The sequence below is a fragment of the Rothia sp. HMSC065C12 genome (assembly GCF_001812085.1).
In the GTDB taxonomy this organism is placed as follows: Bacteria; Actinomycetota; Actinomycetes; order Actinomycetales; family Micrococcaceae; genus Rothia; species Rothia mucilaginosa.
The window spans coordinates 104,494-126,621 of record NZ_KV807678.1 but is presented as its reverse complement, the minus strand read 5'-3'; the positions used below and the strand labels follow the sequence as shown (position 1 = coordinate 126,621).

The window sequence follows — 22,128 nt, the reverse complement described above, 5'->3', positions numbered from 1 at the left end:
GGCAGAACTCTACCCAGAATTCACCGGCAGGATCCACCGGACCGTGAGGGCACCTCCCGCGCTTAACACACAACGAACCCTCATTTAGGAAACTATGAAGGCACTCAAAAAACTTCCCCTTCTCGCGTGGATTATCATCGCGATTGCATCGGGTGTGCTCATCGGCATGCTGACCCCCGGAATGATTAGCGGCATCAATGACGCAACCGGCGCATCCATCGCCACCGACTTTATTGTGCAGCTCTTCGTCTCCTTCTCTACCGTATTCAGTGCCTTCCTGAGCTTCGCGATTCCGCTGATTATTATCGGTTTCATCGTGCCCGGCATTGGTTCCCTCGCGCAGGGTGCGGGCAAGATGCTCGGCATCACCGTGGGTCTGGCGTACATCTCCAGCATCCTTGCTGGCTTCCTGGCACTGACCTGCGCACTGCTGCTCTACCCCATCATCCTGAAGGGTCAGCAGCTCGCTTCCTTCGATAACCCCGAGAACGCACTGTCCAAGGGCTACATCTCCTTCGAGCTGACCCCGATTATGGGCGTGCTGAGCGCACTGATTCTCTCCTTCATCCTGGGCCTGGGCATTACCGCTCTAAAGACCCGTGCGATGCTGAACCTCTTCGAGGACTTCCAGGTCATCGTTGAGAAGATGCTCGGCTACGTGATTATCCCCCTGCTGCCGGTGCACATTGTGGGCGTGTTCGCGAACATGACCCTCGCCGGTCAGGTGGCGAAGATTCTCTCCGTCTTCGGTCTTGTGTTCGTCATGGTGATTATTCTGCACTGGGTCACCCTGGCGCTGCAGTACTCGGTGGCTGGCGCGATTTCTCGCCGCAACCCCATCCAGATGCTCAAGACCATGCTCCCGGCATACTTCACCGCGATCGGTACCCAGTCTTCGGCTGCGACCATCCCGGTGACCGTGCGTTCGGCGAAGAAAGCTGGCATCTCCCCCCGCGTGGTGGACTTCGCGATTCCGCTGTGCGCGACCATTCACCTCTCCGGCTCCATGATTACCATTACCTCCTGCTCGGTGGCAGTGCTGTTCATGACCGGCCAGCACCCCGACTTCGGTAGCCTGATCCCCATGATTCTGGTGCTCGGCGTGATGATGGTTGCCGCTCCCGGCGTTCCCGGCGGTGGCGTGATGACCGCAATCGGTCTGCTGCAGTCCATGCTTGGTTTCGATGCCTCCATGATTGCCCTGATGATTGCCCTGTACCTGGCTCAGGACTCCTTCGGCACCGCAACCAACGTGACCGGTGACGCGACCATCGCAGCCCTGACCGAGCGTATCTCCAAGGCAATCGGAGCGAACCCCGATAAGGAAATCCGCGACGAGGACATCGAAAAGGCAGAAGCTATTTCCGCCTAATTCCTCATCCGCTTACATAGCGTTTTTCAGCCCCGCTTCCCCCTGTAGGAGGCGGGGCTGATTCGTACCCGGAAGCACTCGCGAAAAGCTATCCCACCCAAAGCAACAAAAACCAAGGAGTACACTGGAAGTCATGACTGAAAACAACACACAGCACGCACCCGTCCGCGCGGCAGCACCCACCACCCTCACCGCAGAAGAAATCAAGGCGCAGCTGACCGAAAGCGGCATCCCCGAGCACCTGCACCCCTACTTCCCCCGCGGCCTGGGCGAGCTCATCCCCGCCATGGGCATTAAGTTCCAGGAACTCACCGCAGAACGCACCGTTGCGACCATGCCCGTCGCCGGTAACACCCAGCCCATCGGTCTGCTGCACGGCGGTGCCAACGTGGTTCTCGCCGAGACCCTCGGCTCGCTCTCCGCGGGTGTGCACGGCGGCGAAAACCTAGTAGCAGTCGGCGTGGACATCAACGCAACCCACGTGCGCCCGGCAGTCTCCGGCGTGGTCACCGCAACCTGCACCGCTGTCAAGCTCGGACGCACCCTGTGCATCCACTCCATCGACATTGTGGATGAGCGCGGCCGCACCACCTGCACCGCACGCATCACCAACATGCTGATTCCCCGCCCCACCGCCTAACGTCCTACAACTTCAGCAAGTAGCCTAAAATCGTAGAAGCACGGGGTACACGGCACCCCGCCAACACCCCACCAGAAGGTACGACCAGAAGGAGCACCATGGCCCGCGAGCGCACCCCCTATTTCAAGCGTTACCCGAAGATTGTGCGCGCCAAGCGCATTGTCCTGCCCATCGCAATCGGCGTGATGCTGGTATGCCTGGTGACCGCTATCAACAACCCCGGTAGCTTCTGGTGGCTGGGCGTGATGCTCGGTACCGGCGGCATGCTCTGGGCTGGCTCCCCCACGGACCGCCCCATCAGCGGCCCCAACAATGACGAAGACGATTTGAACCGCTACCTGCGTTAAGTTCCGTGTAGCGTTGGGTTCCCGCCCGCGCTAAGCGCCGGTTTACAACGCACACACGCGAACCGTTAAACACGAACGCCCCGTCCCTCAGCTTCATTGTGAGGGGTGGGGCGTTTGTGTGTCATGAATAAGGCGCTGGTTCATCAATGCACCAGCCGTGTGTGCTCAGCGGCGATTCCTAGTCTTCGCCGTAGCGTGCATTCGTACCTGTACTGTCACGTACTTTGCACGTCTTGTGCTTAGGAGAGCTGCTTGATGATGGTGTCAGAAACTTCGCGCATGGACAGGCGGCGGTCCATGGAGGTCTTCTGAATCCAGCGGAATGCTTCCGGCTCGGTCAGGTTCATCTTGGTGATGAGCAGCGACTTTGCGCGGTCAACGAGCTTGCGGGTCTCGAACTGGTCGCGGATGGTGCCCACCTCCTTCTCGAGTGCACGAATCTGCTCGTAGCGGCTAATTGCCACCTCAATGGCGGGAACCAGATCGTTCGGGGAGAACGGCTTGACGACGTACGCCATAGCGCCTGCCTCAACGGCACGGTCAACGAGTTCCTTCTGGCTGAATGCAGTCAGCAGAACGACGGGAGCGATCTGCTCCTTCGCGATTTCTTCGGCTGCGGTGATGCCGTCCATAATCGGCATCTTCACATCCATGAGGACGAGGTCGGGGCGGTGCTTCTGTGCTAGCTCAACAGCGGTCTTGCCGTTATCGGTTTCTGCAACAACATCGAAACCCTGGTCCTTCAGAATTTCGACGATGTCGAGGCGAATCAATGCCTCATCTTCTGCCACGACGACGGTGCGAGCGGGACCCTGCTCCTCCGCCTGATTTTGAGTGGTCAGCTCTGACATTACTCTTCTCCTTTATCAAATTTGAATCACTTAAAGTCTACAGGAGGAAATAAATGTTCATCTACTTTCTCACCTTGTCCCCCGCGTGTTACATGCATCCTATGTGCAGGTGGGAGGGGTTTTCTGACGTTATTTTGGGCGCCACCCCGCTGATTTTGCACCTTAATGCACCTTTTTGTTCTATACTGCTCATAACTGTGAAAATAAAACCGCACAGCATAGAGGTCACGCGGCGAAATTCACACCTAAAACATAGACCCGAAAATGACTCTGACATGCACTAACGCGTCATCGGGTTAGATACAAACGTAATAAACAAAATATTTATACCGAAACTCCATCACCTGCCAAAGAAGGCCGATACACTGGAATGGATTATTCTCCTCGACTTCTCCGGCACTCGCATTTGACCGACCATACTCGATACCCGGAGGGGATTCATGTCAATCACCCGTCAAGCACGCACCCTGTACTCAGACTTCGTCGAGTACAAGGAACTCGACCGCGAACCGCTGACTTCCATTCACCCCGGAATTCTCATCGCCTTCGACTCCACCGCGCTTGCAAGCCTCTACAACTACCCAACCCACATTAGCGACGAAATCCTCCGTGCCTACTCACAGCTACGCGGACACGCCTTTCTCCCTCACCAGGCGCTCAAAGAATTCTGGGCAGCACTCGACGGCGCATCCCCCGTGCCCGCCGCCGCAGAACGCGTCCGCTCAGCGCTCGCATCCTTCAAAGAAACCCTGCCCGAAGAACGCAACTCCCCCTGGAGTGCGCTGCGTTCTGTCACGCACCAGCTGGACCACTCCATCGCACAGATCATGCGGATTCTCGAACCCACCACCGACACCGGATCAATCAACGTGGCACGCCGCGAAGACGACACGATCCTGCCGCGACTGAACCGCATCTTCACCGGACACGTGGGTGCCGCGCCCAGCCCCGAACGCCATGAACAGCAGTGCCGCGAAGCCCTCGCACAGGGCCACCCGCTACTCGCTAACGCCAGCTTTGACGCCGACTTCGCGCTCTGGAACCAGTGCGTTACCGAAGCAACCACCCGCGTGAAAGGCACCGACTGCGTCTTTGTCACCGGCGGTGTGCGCGACACCTGGCTACGCAACGGTCAGCAGGTACGCGCCGCATCGGGTGGCGAACCCGTACACCAGCTCGCGAACCGCCAGCTGCTGCGTGAATACGCTAAGGCAACCGGAGGCGGCGTGTTCCGCATCTACACCGTCGAGGAGATTCTGCGGCTCGCCTCCAACCAGTACGGCGTGACCGTCAGCGACGCGACCTACAGCGCGATTCGCGCGGAACAGCCCGTAGCTGTGTAAATTCGCCGTGCACAGTCACCGTTGAGAATAATCCCACCACACCACACCCACCACCACCATTAACCGCAAGAAGCCACATGTGTTCCGAACACATGTGGCTTCTTAGCGTCTGCGGGCAAGGTGTCTACAGAATCAAAGTAGGGCGCGAAAACCTAGTTCTCACGGCTGGCGCGGTACAGCTCAGCGGCGCGTTGCTCCGAAGACTCGTCATCGCCGAGGAGCAGATAGCACAGGTACAGGGTGAAGGCGGCGCGGCAGTCGTCAGCGAGCGCGCTGGTTCCTTCGCCGGGGTGGGCGCTGAAAGCGATAACGTCATGAGCCTGGGGCAGAGCTGCAATCAGGTGTGCGGCGGTTTCGTAGCCTTCCTGGTCGCCGGGCAGGGTGAACTCGTGCGCCTCCGGGTTCTCGGTAGCGCCGGCTTCCGATTGGGCAGCCTGGAAATTAGCCTTGAGGACGTCCTCAACACGGCTCATCAGCTCATCATCGGGCAGTGCGCGGTCATCCGCGGCAAATGCAATGTGGATGCCGTTCAGAGTCTCGTAGGGATGCTCGCCCGCGTAGTATCCGGCGGCAAGCGCGTAGCCGGTGAGCAGCTGCGCCTCAGCGGCAGTGAAGGTGCCGCGCGCCTCACGCAGGGCGGGCAGCAGCAGCTCGGTCAGGAGGGGGTGCAAGGGCTCGGGGGCGTTCGCGATAGCCTCCTGCAGGTACTCTTCCTCTTCCGCGGTGGGCTCGGCGTTGAGCAGGGTCAGGAAAGCCTCATCGGTGCCAGCCCAGCAGCGGGCAATCAGCACAAGGGTTGCAACGAGTGCGAGAAGTTCACGGTAGTTACCCGAACGGTCAGCGCCGAAGGTTTCAGCAACAACGCGTGCGAGCATGCGTGCGGCAATGTTCTCGAGAATGAACTCGTCGTAGGCGTTGTCGCCGGGCCAGTTTGCGGGGTCGGGAAGGTAGCTTTCGTCCAGGTACCGCAGCACGGGTTCGAGGGGCACGGGAGCATCCGCAGCGAGGCCGGGGCGGCACTGCTCAATCCAGCTGTTCACGGCAGCCTCGTCGGCAATGCCGGTAGCCTCAGCCAGCTGGGCGCGCGAAAGGCTGTAGGGTGCAACGAGTGCGGCGAGGTCATCGCACGCACCGTTGGAGCGGTAGGTGGGTCGGTAGTTAGCGCTGGGGAGGGTTCCGGGGAGGGTGGCTGCCATGGTGGCTCCTTCGCTGAGGTTCGGGGTGAGCTGGGTTGTATGGTGTGCGATGCGCGGTGCCGCTTGAAGGGCCGGCGCGCCTTCTTTCTACGCATCTTCTAAATTCAGAATATCCCAGAGCCCCGCATCGTGTGCTGCCCATCGTCATTATGGGCTTTGGAGTGTTTTTATCGCCTTCACCATACCCGCCATAGACACATATAAGCACCCATCAGTTGTTAATGATAGAATCGCAGTGTATTATTTAGTTAATTTTCAAACAATATTTTTCAAAGGAGTTAATAATGTCCCACTCTCCCTATAGCAACAAGAAGGTCATGGAGGACTGGCTTAAAGACCTCGGGGTTTTGGATACTCTGGCCACTGCGGCAAAGATTATCCAGCTTGCGGCGAATAACCCGGACTACCCTGAACATGCACGGAACGCCAGCAAGGGCATGAACCACTACGAGCTTGTTGCTGAAAATCTTAATCGTGTCACCCTTACCGGTGATAAGTTTGTCTCATTTCAAAATGAACCTATCACTAAGAATCTCAACGCTTTGGCAACTGACCTTCCGCAGGAAGCATATCCGCTTCTCACTGCGTTGAGCCGTCGGCGTGGTCTTTACCGCAGTGATTCGTACAAGAACATGCCCTATTGGGAGGTCAGCACCTGTTGCTCCCTGGTAATGCAAAGCGCTAACCGCTTCGGTGGCATTGACAAGATTCGTTGGGAGAGCAGTACGAAAAAGCGAATTATTTCAGCAACGAATCACTACGTTCAGGACACTCTCGATATTCCGGGGTTGGATGATCTCGTCGAAGATTTGCCGTTGCGTCTCCCCATTTTGGTAGTAGCGTATAATATTTCCCCCGAAGGTGAACTCAAGGAGTTTGCCCTTGGTCTACCTGCTCCGGTCGAACGTCGCAACCAGAGCCCTTGGGTATGGACCATTGATGTACTCGATCATGCAGCATCGCCGAAATTCCTTGCCGCCATCGATTCCGCGCAGGAAGAAGTTCAGTCTACGACCCATCCTGAGGCCCCGGCAGTTCCTGACGCTCATGTTAAGCTGAAGAAGGCAGCCGAGTAGGAGCTGTTATGACTCATACACCACACTCTTTGTCCGCGAAAGCATTATGTCTGTACAAGATTCTTCCCCCATACTCTCCTTTGACCCAAGGAGGCTCACGTTAGCTCGAGAACTTCAAGGTGTCCGCAAGAGCGATTTGGCTAGGAGTCTTGGAGTTAGCGCTGTCACTATTACTCATTGGGAATCGGGTAACCGAAACCCAACTAAAGATAATGTCTACGCACTAGCTCTAACTCTTGGCGTTGCTCCATCTTTTCTTGAAAGTCAGTTCTCAGAAGCCCCATTAATTTCTGGCGCACCTCACTTTAGGTCCTTACGCTCGACAACTCAGCTTAGCCGCAACCAGGCTCAAGCGTATACGCAGGTTGTCCAGGATGTTGTACATACAATGAATGAGTACGTCGATTTCCCGGACCTGGTACTTCCCAGCATCTTGACTGATTCTGACCTTCCCGGTTCTGAGATTCCTCGTCTAGCAGCTGAGCAGGTTCGTAAAGATTGGGGTTTAGGAAATAAGCCTGTCCAACATGTTGTCCGCGCCATGGAGAACCATGGTATCGTCGTTGTCTTTGCACCATTCCATAGTGCAGCAATTGATGCATACTCCACTTTTGGTAGCGAGGCTCCAGTAGTAGTTCTGAACCCGACAAAGGGTGATTACTACCGTCAACGATTTGATGCCGCCCATGAACTAGGCCACCTAGTAATGCATGCTGATGCTGATCCTGGTCATAAGGTTCTTGAGGCTCAGGCTCATGCATTTGCCGCAGAATTTTTGGCACCAAGTGCATGCATTCAGGATGAATTGCCTACAGTCATGAACGGTCAAGGCTGGATGAAGCTGAAGGAGCTTAAGGAATATTGGGGCATCAGTATGCAGGCTCTTCTGTATAGGGCTAAAGAACTGGGCCGCCTTTCAGACGATGCCTACCGAAACGCAATGGTTACCGTTTCTCGTAACGGATGGCGCGCTAAGGAACCAGGTCTTATTTCTTCTCTCGAAGAACCGTCCCTAATTCCTCATGCGATTAGTCTCATCGAGGAGTCAGGCATTCCAGTTGAGATATTGAGAGAGAAGTCGCGCGTACCTCAACATTATTTTGAAGTCATCACAGCGCGACGTCCTGTTCTACCAGTGAGCGTATAAACGACAAAGCCTCGAGAGGGTGTAATTTCTACACTCCCTCGAGGCTTCTCTGTGCGTCCTCAAAATGTATCAGACCAATTCCGCCGAGAAGCCACATGTGTTCACAACCCATGTGGCTTCTCGGCGGAGTATAAGGATGTTAGTCCAGCAGCGCGTCCACGAATGCTTCCGGGTCGAACGGTGCCAGGTCGTCCGGGCCTTCACCCAGGCCGATGAGCTTGACGGGAACGCCGAGCTCCTCCTGAATAGCGACCACGATGCCGCCCTTTGCGGTGCCGTCGAGCTTGGTCAGCACGATACCGGTGACGTCCACGATGTCGCCGAAGACCTTCGCCTGAACCATACCGTTCTGGCCGGTGGTCGCGTCGATAACGAGCAGAACCTCGGTGACCGGCGCTTCCTTCTCGATCACGCGCTTGATCTTGCCGAGCTGATCCATCAGACCGGACTTGTTCTGCAGGCGGCCCGCGGTGTCCACGAGCACGGTGTCGACGCCCTGCTCCTTGCCAGCCTTCACGGCATCAAACGCGACGGATGCGGGGTCGGCACCTTCCTTCTCAGAACGCACGGTCTTCACGCCCACGCGGTCACCCCAGGTGGTCAGCTGCTCGGAGGCGGCCGCACGGAACGTATCCGCGGCGCCCAGGAGCAGGGTCTGACCGTCAGCAACCATCACGCGCGCAATCTTGCCGACGGTCGTGGTCTTACCCACGCCGTTCACGCCAACGACCAGCACCACGCCGGGGTTGCCGTCACTGCCGGCGGTCTTCAGCTCGCGGTCCATGTCGGGGCGAACAATCTTCACGAGCTCCTCACGGAGCATCTTCTTCACGGCGGCAGGGTTGCTCGTACCCTCAACGCGCACGCGCTGCTGCAGCGCCTCCACCAGGCGGGTAGTCGGCTCGGAACCGAGGTCGGCAAGCAACAGGGTCTCCTCAACCTCATCCCAGACGTCCTGGTCGATGCGGTCGCGAGAAAGCAGAGCCAGCAGGCCCTTGCCGAGCATGTTGTTCGAACGAGCCAGGCGGGCGCGCAGGCGCACCAGGCGACCCGCGGACGGGTCGGGCATATCAAGTTCAATAGCGCGAGGTGCCGAGCTTTCGGGTTCTTCTGCCGAACCGCCGGAGGCCTTAGCCGCCTCCTGGCGCAAAGACTGCAGGTCCGCGGTCTTCTTGGGTCGGCGCAGAACGGCGAAAAGTATACCGGCGATAACCAGTACACCCAGCACAATCGCGCAAATCATCATCATCGTTTCATTCACACTACTAGCTTACCGGTTTGGGCGGTTTGGCTGGTCGAGGTGACGCGCATGCCCGGCTGTCGGCGGAGTAGACTGGACACTGTTAAGTTTTTTAGCCGAACACATGGTTGACAGTTGCGGGTGGGGCCCGCGGCTGCCGCACGGCACCGCACGATTTCGAGGATGAACATGAGGAACCCTGCCAAAACACCGCCTGTTTTTGACCCGCGCACGATTGACCCGAACCGTGTGCCGACCGGCTTGAAGGTTCTGATTGCTGCCTCGTTCATGATTGCGGTGGGTTTTGGTTTGGTGGCGCCGGTGCTGCCGAACTATGCCCAGAACTTTAATGCGACGGTCACGATGGCGACGATGGTGGTTTCTGCGTTGGCGATTACGCGCCTGATTTTTGCGCCGTCGGCGGGTCAGATGATTACCCGGTGGGGTGAGCGTCCGGTGTACACGATTGGCATGCTGATTGTGTCGGTGACGTCGTTCATGATTGCGTTTGCCTGGGATTATTGGGTTCTGCTGGGTTCGCGTGCGGTGGCGGGTATCGGCTCGGTCATGTTCACGGTCTCTGCGATGGGTCTGCTGGTGCGCTTGTCCCCGGCGCATATGCGTGGCCGTATTTCGGGCTATTATGCAACGGCGTTCCTGCTGGGTAACCTGCTGGGCCCGGTGATTGCGAGCGCCCTGGCGCCCTTTGGTATGCGTGCACCGTTCATTGTGTATGGTTTTTCGTTGCTGGCGGCGGGCCTGATTGTGTGGTTTTTGATGCCGTCGCAGGCGGCGCTGGAGGCGGAGCGTGACGCGATTATGGAGGCGGCGGCGCTGGCTGAGGGTAAGGGTACCGGGGTGCTGCCGTCGGCGGCGCCTTCCCCTGCTGACACTCAGGCTGGCGCATCCGGCAAGGCGGCTAAGCCTGCTGCATCCGGCGGCGCTACGGGTAAGAGCGACCTGCCGGCGATGACGGTTCGTGACGCGTTGAAGTTCTCGAATTACCGTTCTGCGTTGGTTTCGAATTGGGCGATTGGCTGGTCGGTGTTTGGTGTGCAGTCGTCGATTATTCCGTTGGCGGCGGCGTATTTGGCGACGGGCGGCGACATGTCGAATTCGGTGGCGGGTACCCTGTTGGCTTCGTTGGCGATGGCGACGAATTCGTTTGGTAATGCGTTGACGCAGACGTTCTCGGGTCGTTTTTCGGATCGTTTTGGTCGCCGTGTGATGGCGTTTTCGGGTCTGCTGTTGGCGGGTTCTGCGGTGACGTTTATGGGTTTCGCGCCGGTGGCGTGGGTGTTTGTGTCGTTGACGGCGTGTCTGGGTATTGGGGCGGCGTTTATGGGTCCGTCGATTCAGGCTGCGGTGTCTGATGTGATTGGTACTCGCCGTAGCGGTGGCCAGGTGTTGGCGGTGTATCAGATGTGTAGTGATTTTGGTATGATTTTGGGTCCGCTGGTGGCTGGTTTGATTGCGGATGCGTGGGGCTTTGTTCCGGCGTTCATTATCAGTGGTTTGTTGTTGGTGGCGGCGGCGTTTACGTGGGCGCCGTTCCGTAAGGCGCGCTGGCCGAAGGATATTGCGGACGCGGACTATACGGGCCGCTAAAAGCTCTCTAATAGGTAAAAAGCCGGTGTCCGGTTCCTGTTGCGTGACAGGAACCGGGCACCGGCTTTTTACCATTTGATATTTAGGGGACGAGCACAATATTGCCCATCATCGCGGGGTCTCCCCAGAGTAGTAGGACCCAAGGAATAGAAATCAGAATCCCAAATGCCACTAGCGAGGGGCGGTACCATCGGCTCTTCGGCAAATATGCCGCTACCAGCAGTGCCAGCGGGAACAGTGGCAACAGAATACGATTCGTAGAAGAAATCGGGAGCCAGAAGACGAAGAGGTATCCCATGTAGCAAGCGGTCCACAGCCAAAGGGCGGGGTGGATGAGAGTGCGGCTGAATTTGCGGGAAATCCAGTAGTAGAAGCCCATCATTGCTACCACAAATAAGATTGCCACAACAATCTTAGGAATCATTCCGCCGAAGTAGTGATAATGCTGGTTGATCCACTGGATAATGTATTGGTGTCCTTCACTGGGTTTACGCTTAGACCAGCCCAGTTCTGTTGCGAAGTAGGCGTCTATACGACCCGTGTATAGGGCGGCATGCAGGGGGTGTACGAACGCGAAGGAACAGACGAGCAGAGCGCTGAGGAGCTGTCCAAAGCGTCCGCGGAAGGCAGCCCACGCATCCGATAGCGCAGAGTGCGATGCATCCTCGATACGACGGCGACGATAGTCGTTCACCGTACACCACAGCCACCACAAACCAACAAAGGCTCCGAGGGGCACGCCCACAGGGCGGGAAAGAGCCGCTAGAAGCGCCACAGGCAGAAGCAATACATACCGTCCCCGGAGCACACACCACACGCTCAAAGCAATGAGCAGGATGGACAGTGCCTCAGCATAACCGGTAATGAACACGGGGCTGGCCATGCTGAATGCGTACACGGCAACAGCCCATAGCGCCAAGCGGTTGCGGGATTCATCCCCTACGAACGCACGAGTGTCGAAGACGCCGCGGTCACGCCAGTTCAGGCAGCCGATGAATAGGCGATACAGTACGTAAGCCAAAGCGAAGCCCGCTGCGAGGGTCAGTGCAAGTGTTGCGACGCGATACTCAATACCGAACGTATTGGCGATTCCACCGGCAATAAGGGATTGCAACGGCATGAAAGCCCAAGCATTGTAATCCACAGACCCGTCAGCGCGGAGCGGCAGGTTCTGAGGATACCATTCGGTATAAATGCGTTCGTAGAACAGAGCGTCCCACCTGTTCAGGAACCCAAGGAGGTCATTGTGCTGACCGAAGTCAATGAGCGGGTGGGTCCTGTGCTGTTCAAGAGCGATAGAGAACATACCCAGGTGGAGGATACATGCTACAGCCCAGATGATAAGGGCTGGAATCCAGGTTCGGCGAGCGGGCAGTAGCTCAGGTCGGTTGGCGTCGGCTCCAGAGGAGGGAGAGTCTCCGCTTCCACTCTTTGTGGAGGTTCGGAGTGCTTCTAGAGTCGGTACAGGACCGGAGAGGAAGCCATAAAAAAAGTCACGTAAGTTGAAGGACGGCACGACCCGTCCATGATGTTCAGCCATGGTGTTCCGTATGTATGAATGAGTGAAATAGTTGGTGTGTTTCGGCGCTACTCCCAGACTTTTTAGAGTATGTCATGGGTCACGGACCGGGGGGTATGCACTGCACTTTAGTGAAATGTCCCCCATAGAATATCAGCCACTAACCCACCAGGCACGTATAACAAACTCTCCATCTGTAATCTACCCATAGATTTACGTCACAGGGCACCTGGTGGCTTGTTAAAAGACCACAGAAAAGCCGGTGCCTGCGAGGGAGCAGACACCGGCTTCACAACCAGAGAAAACCTTTATCGGGTCACAGGCACCTTGGAGAATTCACGCACGGTACCTTCGGGGTCGCCGGAGCGTACCAGTGCTTCACCGATGAGGACCGCATCGGCACCGGCACCGGCGTAGGCGCGTACGTCCTCGATGCTGGCGACACCGGATTCGGCGACCTTGATGACAGAGCCGGGCAGGTGCGCTGCGAGGGATGCGTAGTGCTCGTTGTTGACTTCGAGGGTCTTGAGGTTGCGCACGTTGATGCCGACGATTTTGGCGCCGATGCGCTGGGCGACCTCGATTTCTTCGGGGGTGTGGGTTTCGACGAGGGCGTTCATGCCGAGCGATTCGGTGAGTTCGAGGAACTCGCGCAGGGTCTGCTCATCGAGGGCAGCAACAATCAGCAGAACCAGGTCGGCGCCGTGTGCTCGTGCCTCCCAGATCTGGTATTCGTCAACGGTGAAGTCCTTGCGGAGTACGGGGATGTTCACGGCGGCGCGCACAGCGTCCAGGTCGGCGAGGGAGCCGTTGAAGCGGCGCTGTTCGGTGAGTACCGAGATTGCAGCGGCGCCACCTGCTTCGTAGCGTGCGGCGAGCGCGGCGGGGTCGGGGATTTCGCCGAGCGCACCCTTGGAGGGTGAGGAGCGCTTCACCTCGGAGATAATGCGTGCGGTCGAGCCGTTGCCGCCGCCGGGTACTTCACCGCGTAGGGAGGCGAGCGCGTCGCGGGCGGGGGCGGCTGCGAGGGCGCGCTTCTTCATTTCTTCGAGGGGAACCTGCTGTACTCGGGCGGCGAGGTCTTCGCGGACGCCGACAATGATCTCGTCGAGAACGGTGCTCATGGTGTCTCCTTGGGTTACTTGGTGGCGTTGACGGCTGCGTCTGCGTCCAGGGGTGCCAGGCCGGAGGCGGTCAGCACGGCGCGCAGCGGGGCGGCGGACTTGTTGACGGTTTCGAGAGTTTCGGAGTCCGGGTTGGAGTCCATGACGAGGCCTGCACCTGCCTGTACGTAGGCGGTGTCTTCCTTGAGGACGGCGGTGCGGATGGCGATTGCCATGTCCATGTTGCCGGCGAAGTCGAAGTAGCCGCATACGCCGCCGTAGACGCCGCGGCGGGTGGGTTCGTATTCGTCGATGAGCTGCATGGCGCGCGGCTTGGGCGCGCCGGAGAGGGTGCCTGCCGGGAAGGCGACGCGCAGCACGTCGTAGGCACTGAACTGCGGGTCGAGTTCGGCGCTGACGGCGGAGGAAATGTGCATGATGTGGCTGAAACGCTCAATGATCATGAACTGGTCGACGGACACGGTGCCGGGCTTGGCGATGCGCGAGAGGTCGTTGCGTGCCAGGTCGACGAGCATGAGGTGTTCGGAGCGTTCCTTTTCATCGGCGAGCAGTTCCTCAGCGAGTGCGAGGTCTTCTTCGCGGGTTGCGCCGCGCGGGCGGGAACCGGCGATGGGGTGGGTGCTGGCGATTCCGTCCTTGAGGGTGACGAGCGCCTCCGGGGAGGAGCCGACAATGTGGAAGGGGGTGCCGTTGCTGTCTTCGAAGTTGAAGAGGTACATGTACGGCGAGGGGTTGGACTGGCGCAGTACACGGTACACGTCGAGTGCCTTGGCGTTGGTTTCGGCTTCGAATCGGCGTGAGAGCACAATCTGGAAGACATCGCCGTCGATGATGTTCTTCTTGGAACGGTCGATGGCGTCCTTGAAGCCCTGTTCGCTCCAGGTGAGGGTGACGTCTTCGCGGACCTTACGGTCAATGTCCGCCACGCCGGAGAGAGTGGAGGTGGTTGCGGTGGCGCCGCGCTGCAGGCGGCGGAGCATGCTGTGCAAACGCGCGACGGCGTCCTCGTAGGCGCCGTCAACGTTTTCGCTAGTGCCGTTGAAGTTGATGGCGTTGGCGACGAGCAGGACGGTGCCGTCCTTGTTGTCGTGGATTGCCATGTCGGAGACCATGTTGAGCGCGAATTCGGGCAGGTTCACGTCATCGGCGGGCGGGAAGGGCAGGTGTTCCCAGTGGCGTACGACGTCCCAGCCGAGGTAGCCGACCAGGCCGGAGGTGAGCGGCGGCAGGGTCGGGTCGGGTTCGGTGTAGAGCATCTGCAGGGTCTTTGCGATGGCTTCTACAGGGTCGCCGTCAACGGGTGCGCCGGCGGGGGTGCGTCCCTGCCAGTGGACTGCGCCGTCAACGGTGGTGAGGGTGGAGCGGGAGGACGCGCCGATGAAGGAGTAGCGGTCCCAGGCTGCGGATTCGCCTTCTGCGGAGATTTTGGCGGATTCGAGCAGGAAGGTGCCGTGGGCTGCTTCGACGGGTTCGCCCTGGTCGTTTTGGAGTACGAGGGATCGGTAGATGCCGATGGGGGTGAGTGAGTCGGCGAGGATTTTGATGTGTACGGGAATGACGCGGGTGCCGGCTGCGCGGGCGCGGAATTCTTCGAGGCTGGGGGTGATGGTGCCCAAATCCTGCATTGCTGTACTCCTTGGTGTTGGGTTGGGAGCGCGTCGGTGCGCTGTGTCCCTTAGCTACCGCGCGGGGTTTTTACCGGTATATGGGGTTTTACCGGTGCATGGGTTTTTACCGGTATATGGGGGTACCGGGACATATGTGCCGGTGTGTATCTCTCTGGCGCATACTTGCCAGATCCATAGACGCCCGATAATGCCTGATAAATCCCGGTAAGCCCGGTGCGCGGGTTGTTTCAGTTTAACCGGTACTGCGGCCCAGTTCCACGGTAAAGAGTCAATAGTTCTCTTCGTGAAACTGAGCCGCGTACCGTTCAGCCGTGTTAGTTGCTGAACTGCTTGAGAGTTGCTGCGGTCTGCAGTGCCGCTGCGGTCGCCTCGTAGCCCTTGTCTTCGTTGGAGCCTTCCAGGCCTGCACGGTCGAGTGCCTGCTGCTCGTTGTCGCAGGTGAGCACGCCGAAGCCGATGGGGCGGCCGGTCAGCACGGACACGTCGGTCAGGCCGTTGGTTGCGCCCTGGCAGACGTAGTCGAAGTGGGGGGTGCCGCCGCGGATGACCACGCCGAGCGCGACGATTGCGTCGAACTTCTCAGCGAGGCGGGTTGCTGCGACGGGCAGTTCGAAGGTGCCGGGAACGCGCACGAGGGTCGGCTCGATGCCTGCGTCGCGTGCTGCGCGCTGCGCACCGTCGATGAGGCCGTCCATGACCTGGGTGTGCCAGCTTGCCGCTACGATTGCGAGCTTGAAGCCCTTGTAGTCTTCGGGGTTGAGGGTGGTGTCTGCTGCGCCTACGCCGCTCATTGTGTTCTCCTTGTAGGTTTTGGGGTTTTTGAAAAATTAGGGGTTTGCAGGGGTGCCGCTACGCGCTTTTGAGCACGTGGCGCATGCGCTCACGCTTGGTCTGCAGGTAGTGTGCGTTCTCGACTCGGGCGGGAATTTCGTCCGGGATGAGTTCGGTGACTTGCAGGCCGAGGCTTTCGAGCGCCTCCTGCTTGGCGGGGTTGTTGGTCACGAGCCTCAGCTCGTTCACACCGAGTTCCTGCAGGATTAGCGCCGCCTGCGAGTAGTCGCGCATGTCGCCGTCCAGGCCGAGCGCCAGGTTCGCGTCGAGGGTGTCGAGCCCGGCATCCTGCAGTGCGTAGGCGCGGAGCTTGTTGACAAGGCCGATGCCGCGTCCTTCGTGGTTGCGCACGTAGATGAGGTACCCGCCGGTGCGGCCAATGATGCGCAGGCCGTTCTCCAGCTGGGGGCCGCAATCGCATCGGAAGGAACCGAAGATATCGCCGGTGGCGCATTCGGAGTGGATGCGCACCGCGGGCGCTCCCCCGTCCTCGGCGGGTACGGGGGTGCCGTCACGGTCGAGGGCGCGGGCGCTGATGTGCTCGGCACCGTCTGCGAATCGCCAGGCGCGCAGGCCGAACACACCCTGCGGGGTGGGTACGGCGACCTCTTCGGTGCTTTCGACCAGCAGCGGGCTGGGGTTGGGCACCATGTCGAGGGGGCTGACTCGGTAGCCTTCAGCGAGCTGGGAGGCGATGCGCAGGGATTCGGCGCTGAGCTCTTCAGCCTGCGCCTCAACCGACTCGACCAAGGTGTCCGCTGAGGGGGTGCCTGGCGTTGCCTGGGTGTTAGAGGTTTCGCTCATGCGTTCTCCTACGCCTTAGCTACGTACTTGATGAGGTCTTCGATAGAGATCATGGGCAGGTTGTGCTCGGTGGCGAAGGCGCGCAGTGCGTCGAAACGCATCATGGAGCCGTCGTCGTGCACGACCTCGGCGATAACGCCCACGCCAGACAGGCCCGCCGCGAGGGAGAGTTCCACTGCGGCTTCGGTGTGACCGGGGCGCTCCGCCACGCCGCCGTCAACGGCGCGCAGCGGGAAGATGTGGCCGGGGCGGGTGATGTCCGCCGGGGTCGAGGATGCATCCGCGAGGATCTGCACGGTGCGTGCGCGATCTGCCGCAGAGATGCCGGTGCTCACGCCGGATGCCGCATCGCAAGAGACGGTGTAGGCGGTGCCCTTGGGGTCTTCGTTGTTGGTGACCATGGGCGGCAGGTTCATCTCGTCGGCACGCTTGTTGCTCAGGGGTGCGCAGACCACGCCGGAGGTGTAGCGAATCATGAAGCCCATCAGCTCGGGGGTTGCGTGCTCGGCGGCGAAGATGATGTCGCCTTCGTTTTCGCGGTCTTCGTCGTCAACGACGACTACGGCGCGACCTGCTGCGATAGCGTCCACTGCCGTCTGCACGCTGTCGAGGACGCTTGCGGCGTCGGCGCGACGCGGCGCAACCTGCTCACCGGAGTGCGCAGAGTCAGCCTGGGGCACGCCTGCGAACGCGGTCAGACGCTGCACGTACTTAGCGAGTGCATCGGTCTCAAGGTTCACGCTGTCGCCAACCTTGAGGGCGCCGAGGTTGGTTGCTTTCAGGGTTTCGGGGATCAGGCCGACCTCGAACCATGCGGGGCTTTCGCCGGGCTCAGAAACGGCAGTGACGGTCAGGGACACGCCAGAAACAGCGATGGAGCCCTTCTCAGCGAGCAGGGGTGCCAGTTCGGTGGGCAGGTTGAAACGCAGGGTGCTCCACGCCTCGTGCGCGGTGATGGATGCGAGGGTACCGACCGCATCCACGTGGCCCTGCACGACGTGACCGTCGAGGCGGCCACCGGCGGGCAGGCAGCGCTCCAGGTTGACGGTGTCGCCGGGGTTCAGGTTGCCGAGGTTGGTGCGGCGCAGAGTCTCCCCCATCGCGTAGGCGCGGAACTGGCCGGGCTGCAGCTGGTCGAGGTCGATAGCGGTGAGGCATACACCGTTGACGGCGAGGGAGCCACCGTGTTCGAGGTCGGCGACGATGTCACCGGCGTTGAGGGTCAGGTAGGCTGCGTCGCTACCTTCGATGGGGGTGATGGATTCTACGGTGCCGAGGGCGCCAATGATTCCGGTAAACATGTGTGCTTTTCCTTTTCTCGCCGTGTCCGCCGGGGCGTCGTCGTTGAGGGCGACGGGCGGCGATGGTTTGTTCGTCGGTATAACTATACGTATTTTTCGAATATTCCCCGTGACGGGGAGCTTTTGTGCCAGCATGCGAACCAGCCGGCACAAACTAGCCGGGCGCAGACGGGGGTTCCTTGAGGTGCTACTCCCCCGCCCACACTCAACCCAGGCGGATGCTAGTCCAGCCGCGACTAGTCCAGCCTCGGCTAATCTAATCTCGGTTCGGGCGCGTGGCAGGCGTCCAGCTTCGGCAGGGTACGCCGCTCACCCGGTTCCTGCGCCGTTCCGCGAGGTGCCGGCACCAGATGCATTGCGGTGTCATTGCCGAGCACGCGCACCGCCGGGAACATGCCCAGGTCGTCCAGTTGCAGGCGCGGCGCCTGCGCGAGGGTGTCCACGAGCAGCCGGTACACGGCGCTCTTGCCCTGCCCCATGATCATGGGGGCGCGGTACCAGACCATCTCATCGATAAGGTCTTCACCGGCGAAGAGGCCAACCATGCCGGGGCCGCCCTCAATCATGAGGTGCCGCACCCCGCGGGCGTACAGCTCATCGAGCAGTTCGCGCGGGTCGTGGGTGAAGACCTGCAGGAAGTTCTGCGGGTCCGCCTCCACACCTTCGGGCGGGTTGAGGCCGCGCACGCGGTAGTTCTCGGTAATCTCGGTTTTACCCATGACCACGCGCAACGGCTGCTTCTCGAAGCGTTCCCCGTTGGCGTCGCGCGCGTCCAGGGTCGGGTCGTCCATGAGGGTGGTTCGGGTGCCGATCAGGACGGCGTCGGCGCGGTGACGAATCAGGTGCCCGTCAACGCGCGCGGCGGGGCCGGTAATCCACTTGCTCGTGCCATCAGCAGCCGCAATGAACCCGTCCAGGGTGGAGGCGCTCTTTGCGGTAATGAAGGGGCGGCGTTCGGCGGCGGCAATGAACCAGCGCTCGTTCAGCAGGTAGGATGCGTTCGCGAACTCCTCCATGGCGTGCACGGTGACGCCCTGCGAGCGCAGGTAGGCGGCGCCTCCGGCTGCGTTTTCGGTGTCGTCGCTGTAGGCGTAGTAGAGTTCGCTGATGCCCGCCTCGGCGACGGCGTGGGAGCAGGGGCCGGTGCGTCCGGTATGGTTGCAGGGCTCGAGGCTCACGTACATGCGGGCGCCGGTGAGGTCGGTTCCCGCGGCTCGGGCGGCGGCGAGGGCGTCGGCTTCGGCGTGCGGGGTGCCTGCGCCTCGGTGGTAGCCCACATGTAGCAGGTGCCCGTGCGCGTCAGTGATGACGGCGCCGACGAGGGGGTTCGCGCCGCGGATACCCTGGAGTGCCGCCTGCAGCGCCAGGGTCATGGCCTCTGCGTGGCTGAGCTCCTGCTCGGGGTCGGGCAGCTGGAGGGTGCGTGCGGCGGGCAGACCGGCGAGGTGACCGTACTCCGCGGCGGAGTAGTCCACATCGTTGCGCGGCGAAGATACGCTCGGGGCGACGGTTGCGGGCAGGTGCGCGCTCGCCAGCACCTGCAGCGAGGGGTTCTGCGGCATTTATGCACGACCCTTCTTCACGTCGGTTACCTCAACGGTCACGTCGGGGAACTGGGTCTGTACCCGAGTCTTCTGCGCCTCCAGGTTGCGGGTGCGCCACCAGACGAAGAAGCCGACCAGGGTGAAGCATCCGTAGAACACGTACATGAGCGAGGTTGCGTAGTAGCCTGCGCTCCACAGCAGCGGCACGCCGACCAGGTCGACGGCAACCCAGATGAGCCAGAATTCAACCCAGCCGCGCGCCATGCCGTAGGTGGCGAGCAGCGAGCCGGTAAAGATCCAGGCGTCGGACCAGACGGGTTCGTAGGAGCCGAGGGCGCGGAAGATGGGGGTGAGCAACAGGGTGCCTGCAACCATAGCGACGACCAGGCCTGCGCGTTCGGTGTTGGTAGCCCACTTGGGGATCACTGCGGCACCTTCGGAGGCGTCACCACCGGCGGCGCGGGTTGCACGCCAACGATGCCAGCCCCAGATGGACACGGCAATAAACATGATCTGGCGGCCTGCCTGGCCGAGCATGGTGACGGGGTGCGGGCTGCCGACGAGGGCGCCCAGGAAGACGGTGAGGAGCAGCAGGTTGCCGAGAATGCCGACGGGCCACGCCCATACTTTGCGTCGCATTCCGCCGAGCGCCGATGCCAGGCCGAATGCGTTTCCGAGAACTTCGCGCACGAGGAGGGACTGATCCCCCACGTGAATTTGTGCGTCGAAGAGCCACCGCAAGATGTCCATTGTTTCTTTCCTCTCTGAGTTGGACCGTGTGTCGGATGCGCTGGGTGCGCATCTGCGGCGGCTCCGGGGAGAGGAACAGAAAAGGGCGGCTACCGCGGGCATCTTATGGGGTGCCCGATTTATGGGATGGCCGGTATCCGTGGTGAGGCGGGAGCGGCGATTCAGCCAACCGTGGCTGAAAACCGTGGCTGAAATCAGAGACTGCGATCGAGGGGAATAACGTACCGGCACCTACGAAAGGTGCCTCTCCCCTGCTACACAGAAAGCTGATGCTCTCTGAAACAACTGCGTTGGGTGCGCGATGCAAGCTGTCCCAAGGTTTCTCGGGCGGCTCGACAGAGTGCGCTCCTGCCTTTTTCTGCTCGTGCTACCTTCCATCCAGACTGTACTGTCGGCACCGGATTTTCACCGGTTCGGCCTCTCTTGCGGGCGGGCTTCTCTAGCGGAGTCTTGCATCCTGTGCGGATGCGAAGATTCGTACGATTTTTGCCTGCCTGCGAGAGTGGTTCGCGGGCTGTGACCGCCGGTTCGGAATTTCACCGACCCCGGAGCACGATGTTGATACTGATTATGCCACAGCGCACGCAGGGGGTTTAATTTGTTTTCTCTGGGATAACTTCCGTGACAAGATGACGTTTTATGACTGTACTCTCAGCGCGCCTTCAAGACCCTCTCAACAAGCCCTCGCGGTAGTCACTTGCGGGACCGTTTTGGAACCCGATTCTTCAAGTTTTCGGGGATGATTTATCACGGTTTCATAACGGTGGAGAGCGCCAAACAGACCAAAGAGTTATGAGGGCCTCCAGGGGGCTACTCAGAGCACATTGAACACCCGTCAATACCTTTATGACAAGGAATTATAACAATAAGGTTAAATTATTGGTTTAAGGTTTACTCCAGGGGTGATTTAAGGTTATTCTTATCTACAGGAGCTCCCATCACCGATAAACCGGTTCCGTTGAGAGCAACATGATTCGGACCATCCGAGCACTCACATCAAACCCTTAAGCTTCTGCCATTTGAAGCTGGAAAACTGGCCTGCGGACTGCATTCCTGAGGATGGTTTTCACGCAACATCTGCGCGTACTGGATTGCGCAGTATTGCGGCACACGATGTTGATGTGCTTCACCATCGGGAGGCAACCACACCGAATTGTTTTCTCAACGGAACCGGCGTGGGAGCTCTTCCGAATAAACTTCCGGAAGATCGCATGACGTGCGCCTTTGTATACCTGTACGAGGGGGCGTTGTGCGTGTCAAACGGTCATAAGCTCCCGTTCTTCTGTCGTCGCCTACCGTGGTGCGCGATGGAGGTTACGGGAACCTTGCGGGATGGTTGATCCCGCGCGCTCTGCATTGTCTTGTGGAGTGTGGTGTGTTTGGGTGGCGTATTCGCAGTGCCGGAGCGAATACGCCACCCGTTTTTAACGTGTAAAACCCTGCCCACCCCAAACTCAGGCGAGCTGCACACGAAACTCAGCCCCAGACCAGCCTCATATACCCCAGACTGAGGCAAGCTAGCCTGAGAAGGAAACCCCGTACCAAGCCACCTATATTTCCCTACCTCAAGGGGATAGGCGACCTAGAGGGCGTGTACCGGACACGCAAAGCGGGGGCTCCGTCCTCAAGGCGCCCCAGCGCCGCAGAGGGGGCACTCCCCCGCGAGCGTGAACCGGTATGCCGCTCTCTCAAACGCAAAGGTCGCCCGCGATAGTTACCTATCACGGGCGACCCTATTTGTTACCAAGCCTATAGGGGCGCAGTCGGGAATGCATAGCGGGGGCTCCGTCCTCGAAGCGCCCCCAGG

General features: G+C 59.8%; 18 protein-coding genes and 1 riboswitch. Of the genes, 7 read left to right on the top strand and 11 right to left on the bottom strand.

The genetic code is table 11. The annotated features are described in order from the left end of the window. The first annotated feature begins 94 nt into the window (after positions 1-94). From HMPREF2836_RS04830 to HMPREF2836_RS04820, 3 genes are all read left to right on the top strand, one after another. Positions 95-1,372 (top strand): dicarboxylate/amino acid:cation symporter, encoded by a 1,278-nt coding sequence (locus HMPREF2836_RS04830; protein ID WP_070629625.1) that lies wholly within the window; start codon positions 95-97, stop codon positions 1,370-1,372. Between the two features lie 133 nt (positions 1,373-1,505). Continuing rightward, on the top strand, positions 1,506-2,012 hold the full coding sequence (locus tag HMPREF2836_RS04825; RefSeq protein WP_049341349.1) for a PaaI family thioesterase: 507 nt from the start codon (positions 1,506-1,508) through the stop codon (positions 2,010-2,012). Positions 2,013-2,110: 98 nt separating this feature from the next. Continuing rightward, entirely contained in the window at positions 2,111-2,359 is a 249-nt protein-coding gene (locus HMPREF2836_RS04820; protein ID WP_005506231.1) for a hypothetical protein, read from the top strand. 239 nt (positions 2,360-2,598) lie between these two features. On the opposite strand, the gene HMPREF2836_RS04815 is transcribed toward HMPREF2836_RS04820, so the two are convergent. After that, a complete protein-coding gene (locus HMPREF2836_RS04815; RefSeq protein ID WP_005509159.1) occupies positions 2,599-3,210 on the bottom strand; it encodes an ANTAR domain-containing response regulator in 612 nt (203 codons plus the stop codon). A gap of 440 nt (positions 3,211-3,650) precedes the next feature. Here HMPREF2836_RS04815 and HMPREF2836_RS04805 point away from each other — a divergent pair, with 440 nt between their 5' ends. Continuing rightward, complete coding sequence (locus HMPREF2836_RS04805) at positions 3,651-4,553, top strand: PIN-like domain-containing protein (RefSeq protein ID WP_070629621.1); 903 nt, start codon at positions 3,651-3,653, stop codon at positions 4,551-4,553. 152 nt (positions 4,554-4,705) lie between these two features. On the opposite strand, the gene HMPREF2836_RS04800 is transcribed toward HMPREF2836_RS04805, so the two are convergent. Continuing rightward, entirely contained in the window at positions 4,706-5,749 is a 1,044-nt protein-coding gene (locus tag HMPREF2836_RS04800) for a glycosyltransferase (RefSeq protein ID WP_070616447.1), read from the bottom strand. A 284-nt stretch (positions 5,750-6,033) separates the two neighbouring features. Between HMPREF2836_RS04800 and HMPREF2836_RS04795 the strand changes: the two genes are divergently transcribed. Next, the gene (locus HMPREF2836_RS04795) at positions 6,034-6,825 is read left to right on the top strand and encodes a hypothetical protein (protein WP_049342755.1); all 792 of its coding nucleotides are present in this window, start codon (positions 6,034-6,036) and stop codon (positions 6,823-6,825) included. A gap of 46 nt (positions 6,826-6,871) precedes the next feature. Then, positions 6,872-7,972, top strand: coding sequence for an XRE family transcriptional regulator (locus tag HMPREF2836_RS04790; RefSeq protein ID WP_070616444.1), 1,101 nt, complete (start codon positions 6,872-6,874; stop codon positions 7,970-7,972). A 139-nt stretch (positions 7,973-8,111) separates the two neighbouring features. Here the strand turns inward: HMPREF2836_RS04790 and ftsY are convergent, their stop codons facing one another. Continuing rightward, positions 8,112-9,221, bottom strand: coding sequence for a signal recognition particle-docking protein FtsY (ftsY, locus tag HMPREF2836_RS04785; protein WP_070506468.1), 1,110 nt, complete (start codon positions 9,219-9,221; stop codon positions 8,112-8,114). Positions 9,222-9,401: 180 nt separating this feature from the next. On the opposite strand from ftsY, the gene HMPREF2836_RS04780 reads away from it, so the two are divergent. After that, on the top strand, positions 9,402-10,820 hold the full coding sequence (locus HMPREF2836_RS04780; protein WP_070629619.1) for an MFS transporter: 1,419 nt from the start codon (positions 9,402-9,404) through the stop codon (positions 10,818-10,820). Positions 10,821-10,902: 82 nt separating this feature from the next. On the opposite strand, the gene HMPREF2836_RS04775 is transcribed toward HMPREF2836_RS04780, so the two are convergent. From HMPREF2836_RS04775 to pnuC, 8 genes are all read right to left on the bottom strand, one after another. Next, the gene (locus tag HMPREF2836_RS04775) at positions 10,903-12,126 is read right to left on the bottom strand and encodes a hypothetical protein (protein WP_141752107.1); all 1,224 of its coding nucleotides are present in this window, start codon (positions 12,124-12,126) and stop codon (positions 10,903-10,905) included. 521 nt (positions 12,127-12,647) lie between these two features. Continuing rightward, a complete protein-coding gene (gene trpC / locus HMPREF2836_RS04770) occupies positions 12,648-13,463 on the bottom strand; it encodes an indole-3-glycerol phosphate synthase TrpC (RefSeq protein WP_005506242.1) in 816 nt (271 codons plus the stop codon). A gap of 14 nt (positions 13,464-13,477) precedes the next feature. Further along, on the bottom strand, positions 13,478-15,088 hold the full coding sequence (locus tag HMPREF2836_RS04765; RefSeq protein WP_070629618.1) for an anthranilate synthase component I: 1,611 nt from the start codon (positions 15,086-15,088) through the stop codon (positions 13,478-13,480). A 317-nt stretch (positions 15,089-15,405) separates the two neighbouring features. After that, positions 15,406-15,882 carry a 6,7-dimethyl-8-ribityllumazine synthase gene (ribH, locus tag HMPREF2836_RS04760; RefSeq protein WP_005506244.1) on the bottom strand — a complete coding sequence of 159 codons (477 nt, stop codon included), beginning with the start codon at positions 15,880-15,882 and terminating at the stop codon, positions 15,406-15,408. 58 nt (positions 15,883-15,940) lie between these two features. Continuing rightward, positions 15,941-16,726, bottom strand: a complete 786-nt coding sequence (locus HMPREF2836_RS04755; protein ID WP_141752106.1) for a GTP cyclohydrolase II — start codon at positions 16,724-16,726, stop codon at positions 15,941-15,943. An 8-nt stretch (positions 16,727-16,734) separates the two neighbouring features. Next, the gene (gene ribB, locus HMPREF2836_RS04750) at positions 16,735-18,027 is read right to left on the bottom strand and encodes a 3,4-dihydroxy-2-butanone-4-phosphate synthase (protein ID WP_070629617.1); all 1,293 of its coding nucleotides are present in this window, start codon (positions 18,025-18,027) and stop codon (positions 16,735-16,737) included. 251 nt (positions 18,028-18,278) lie between these two features. Continuing rightward, positions 18,279-19,589, bottom strand: coding sequence for a bifunctional diaminohydroxyphosphoribosylaminopyrimidine deaminase/5-amino-6-(5-phosphoribosylamino)uracil reductase RibD (gene ribD / locus HMPREF2836_RS04745; protein ID WP_070629615.1), 1,311 nt, complete (start codon positions 19,587-19,589; stop codon positions 18,279-18,281). Beyond that, a complete protein-coding gene (pnuC, locus tag HMPREF2836_RS04740) occupies positions 19,590-20,321 on the bottom strand; it encodes a nicotinamide riboside transporter PnuC (protein WP_005507473.1) in 732 nt (243 codons plus the stop codon). It lies immediately after the preceding gene. 360 nt (positions 20,322-20,681) lie between these two features. Continuing rightward, positions 20,682-20,879, bottom strand: a riboswitch (FMN riboswitch). Between the last annotated feature and the right edge of the window lie 1,249 nt (positions 20,880-22,128).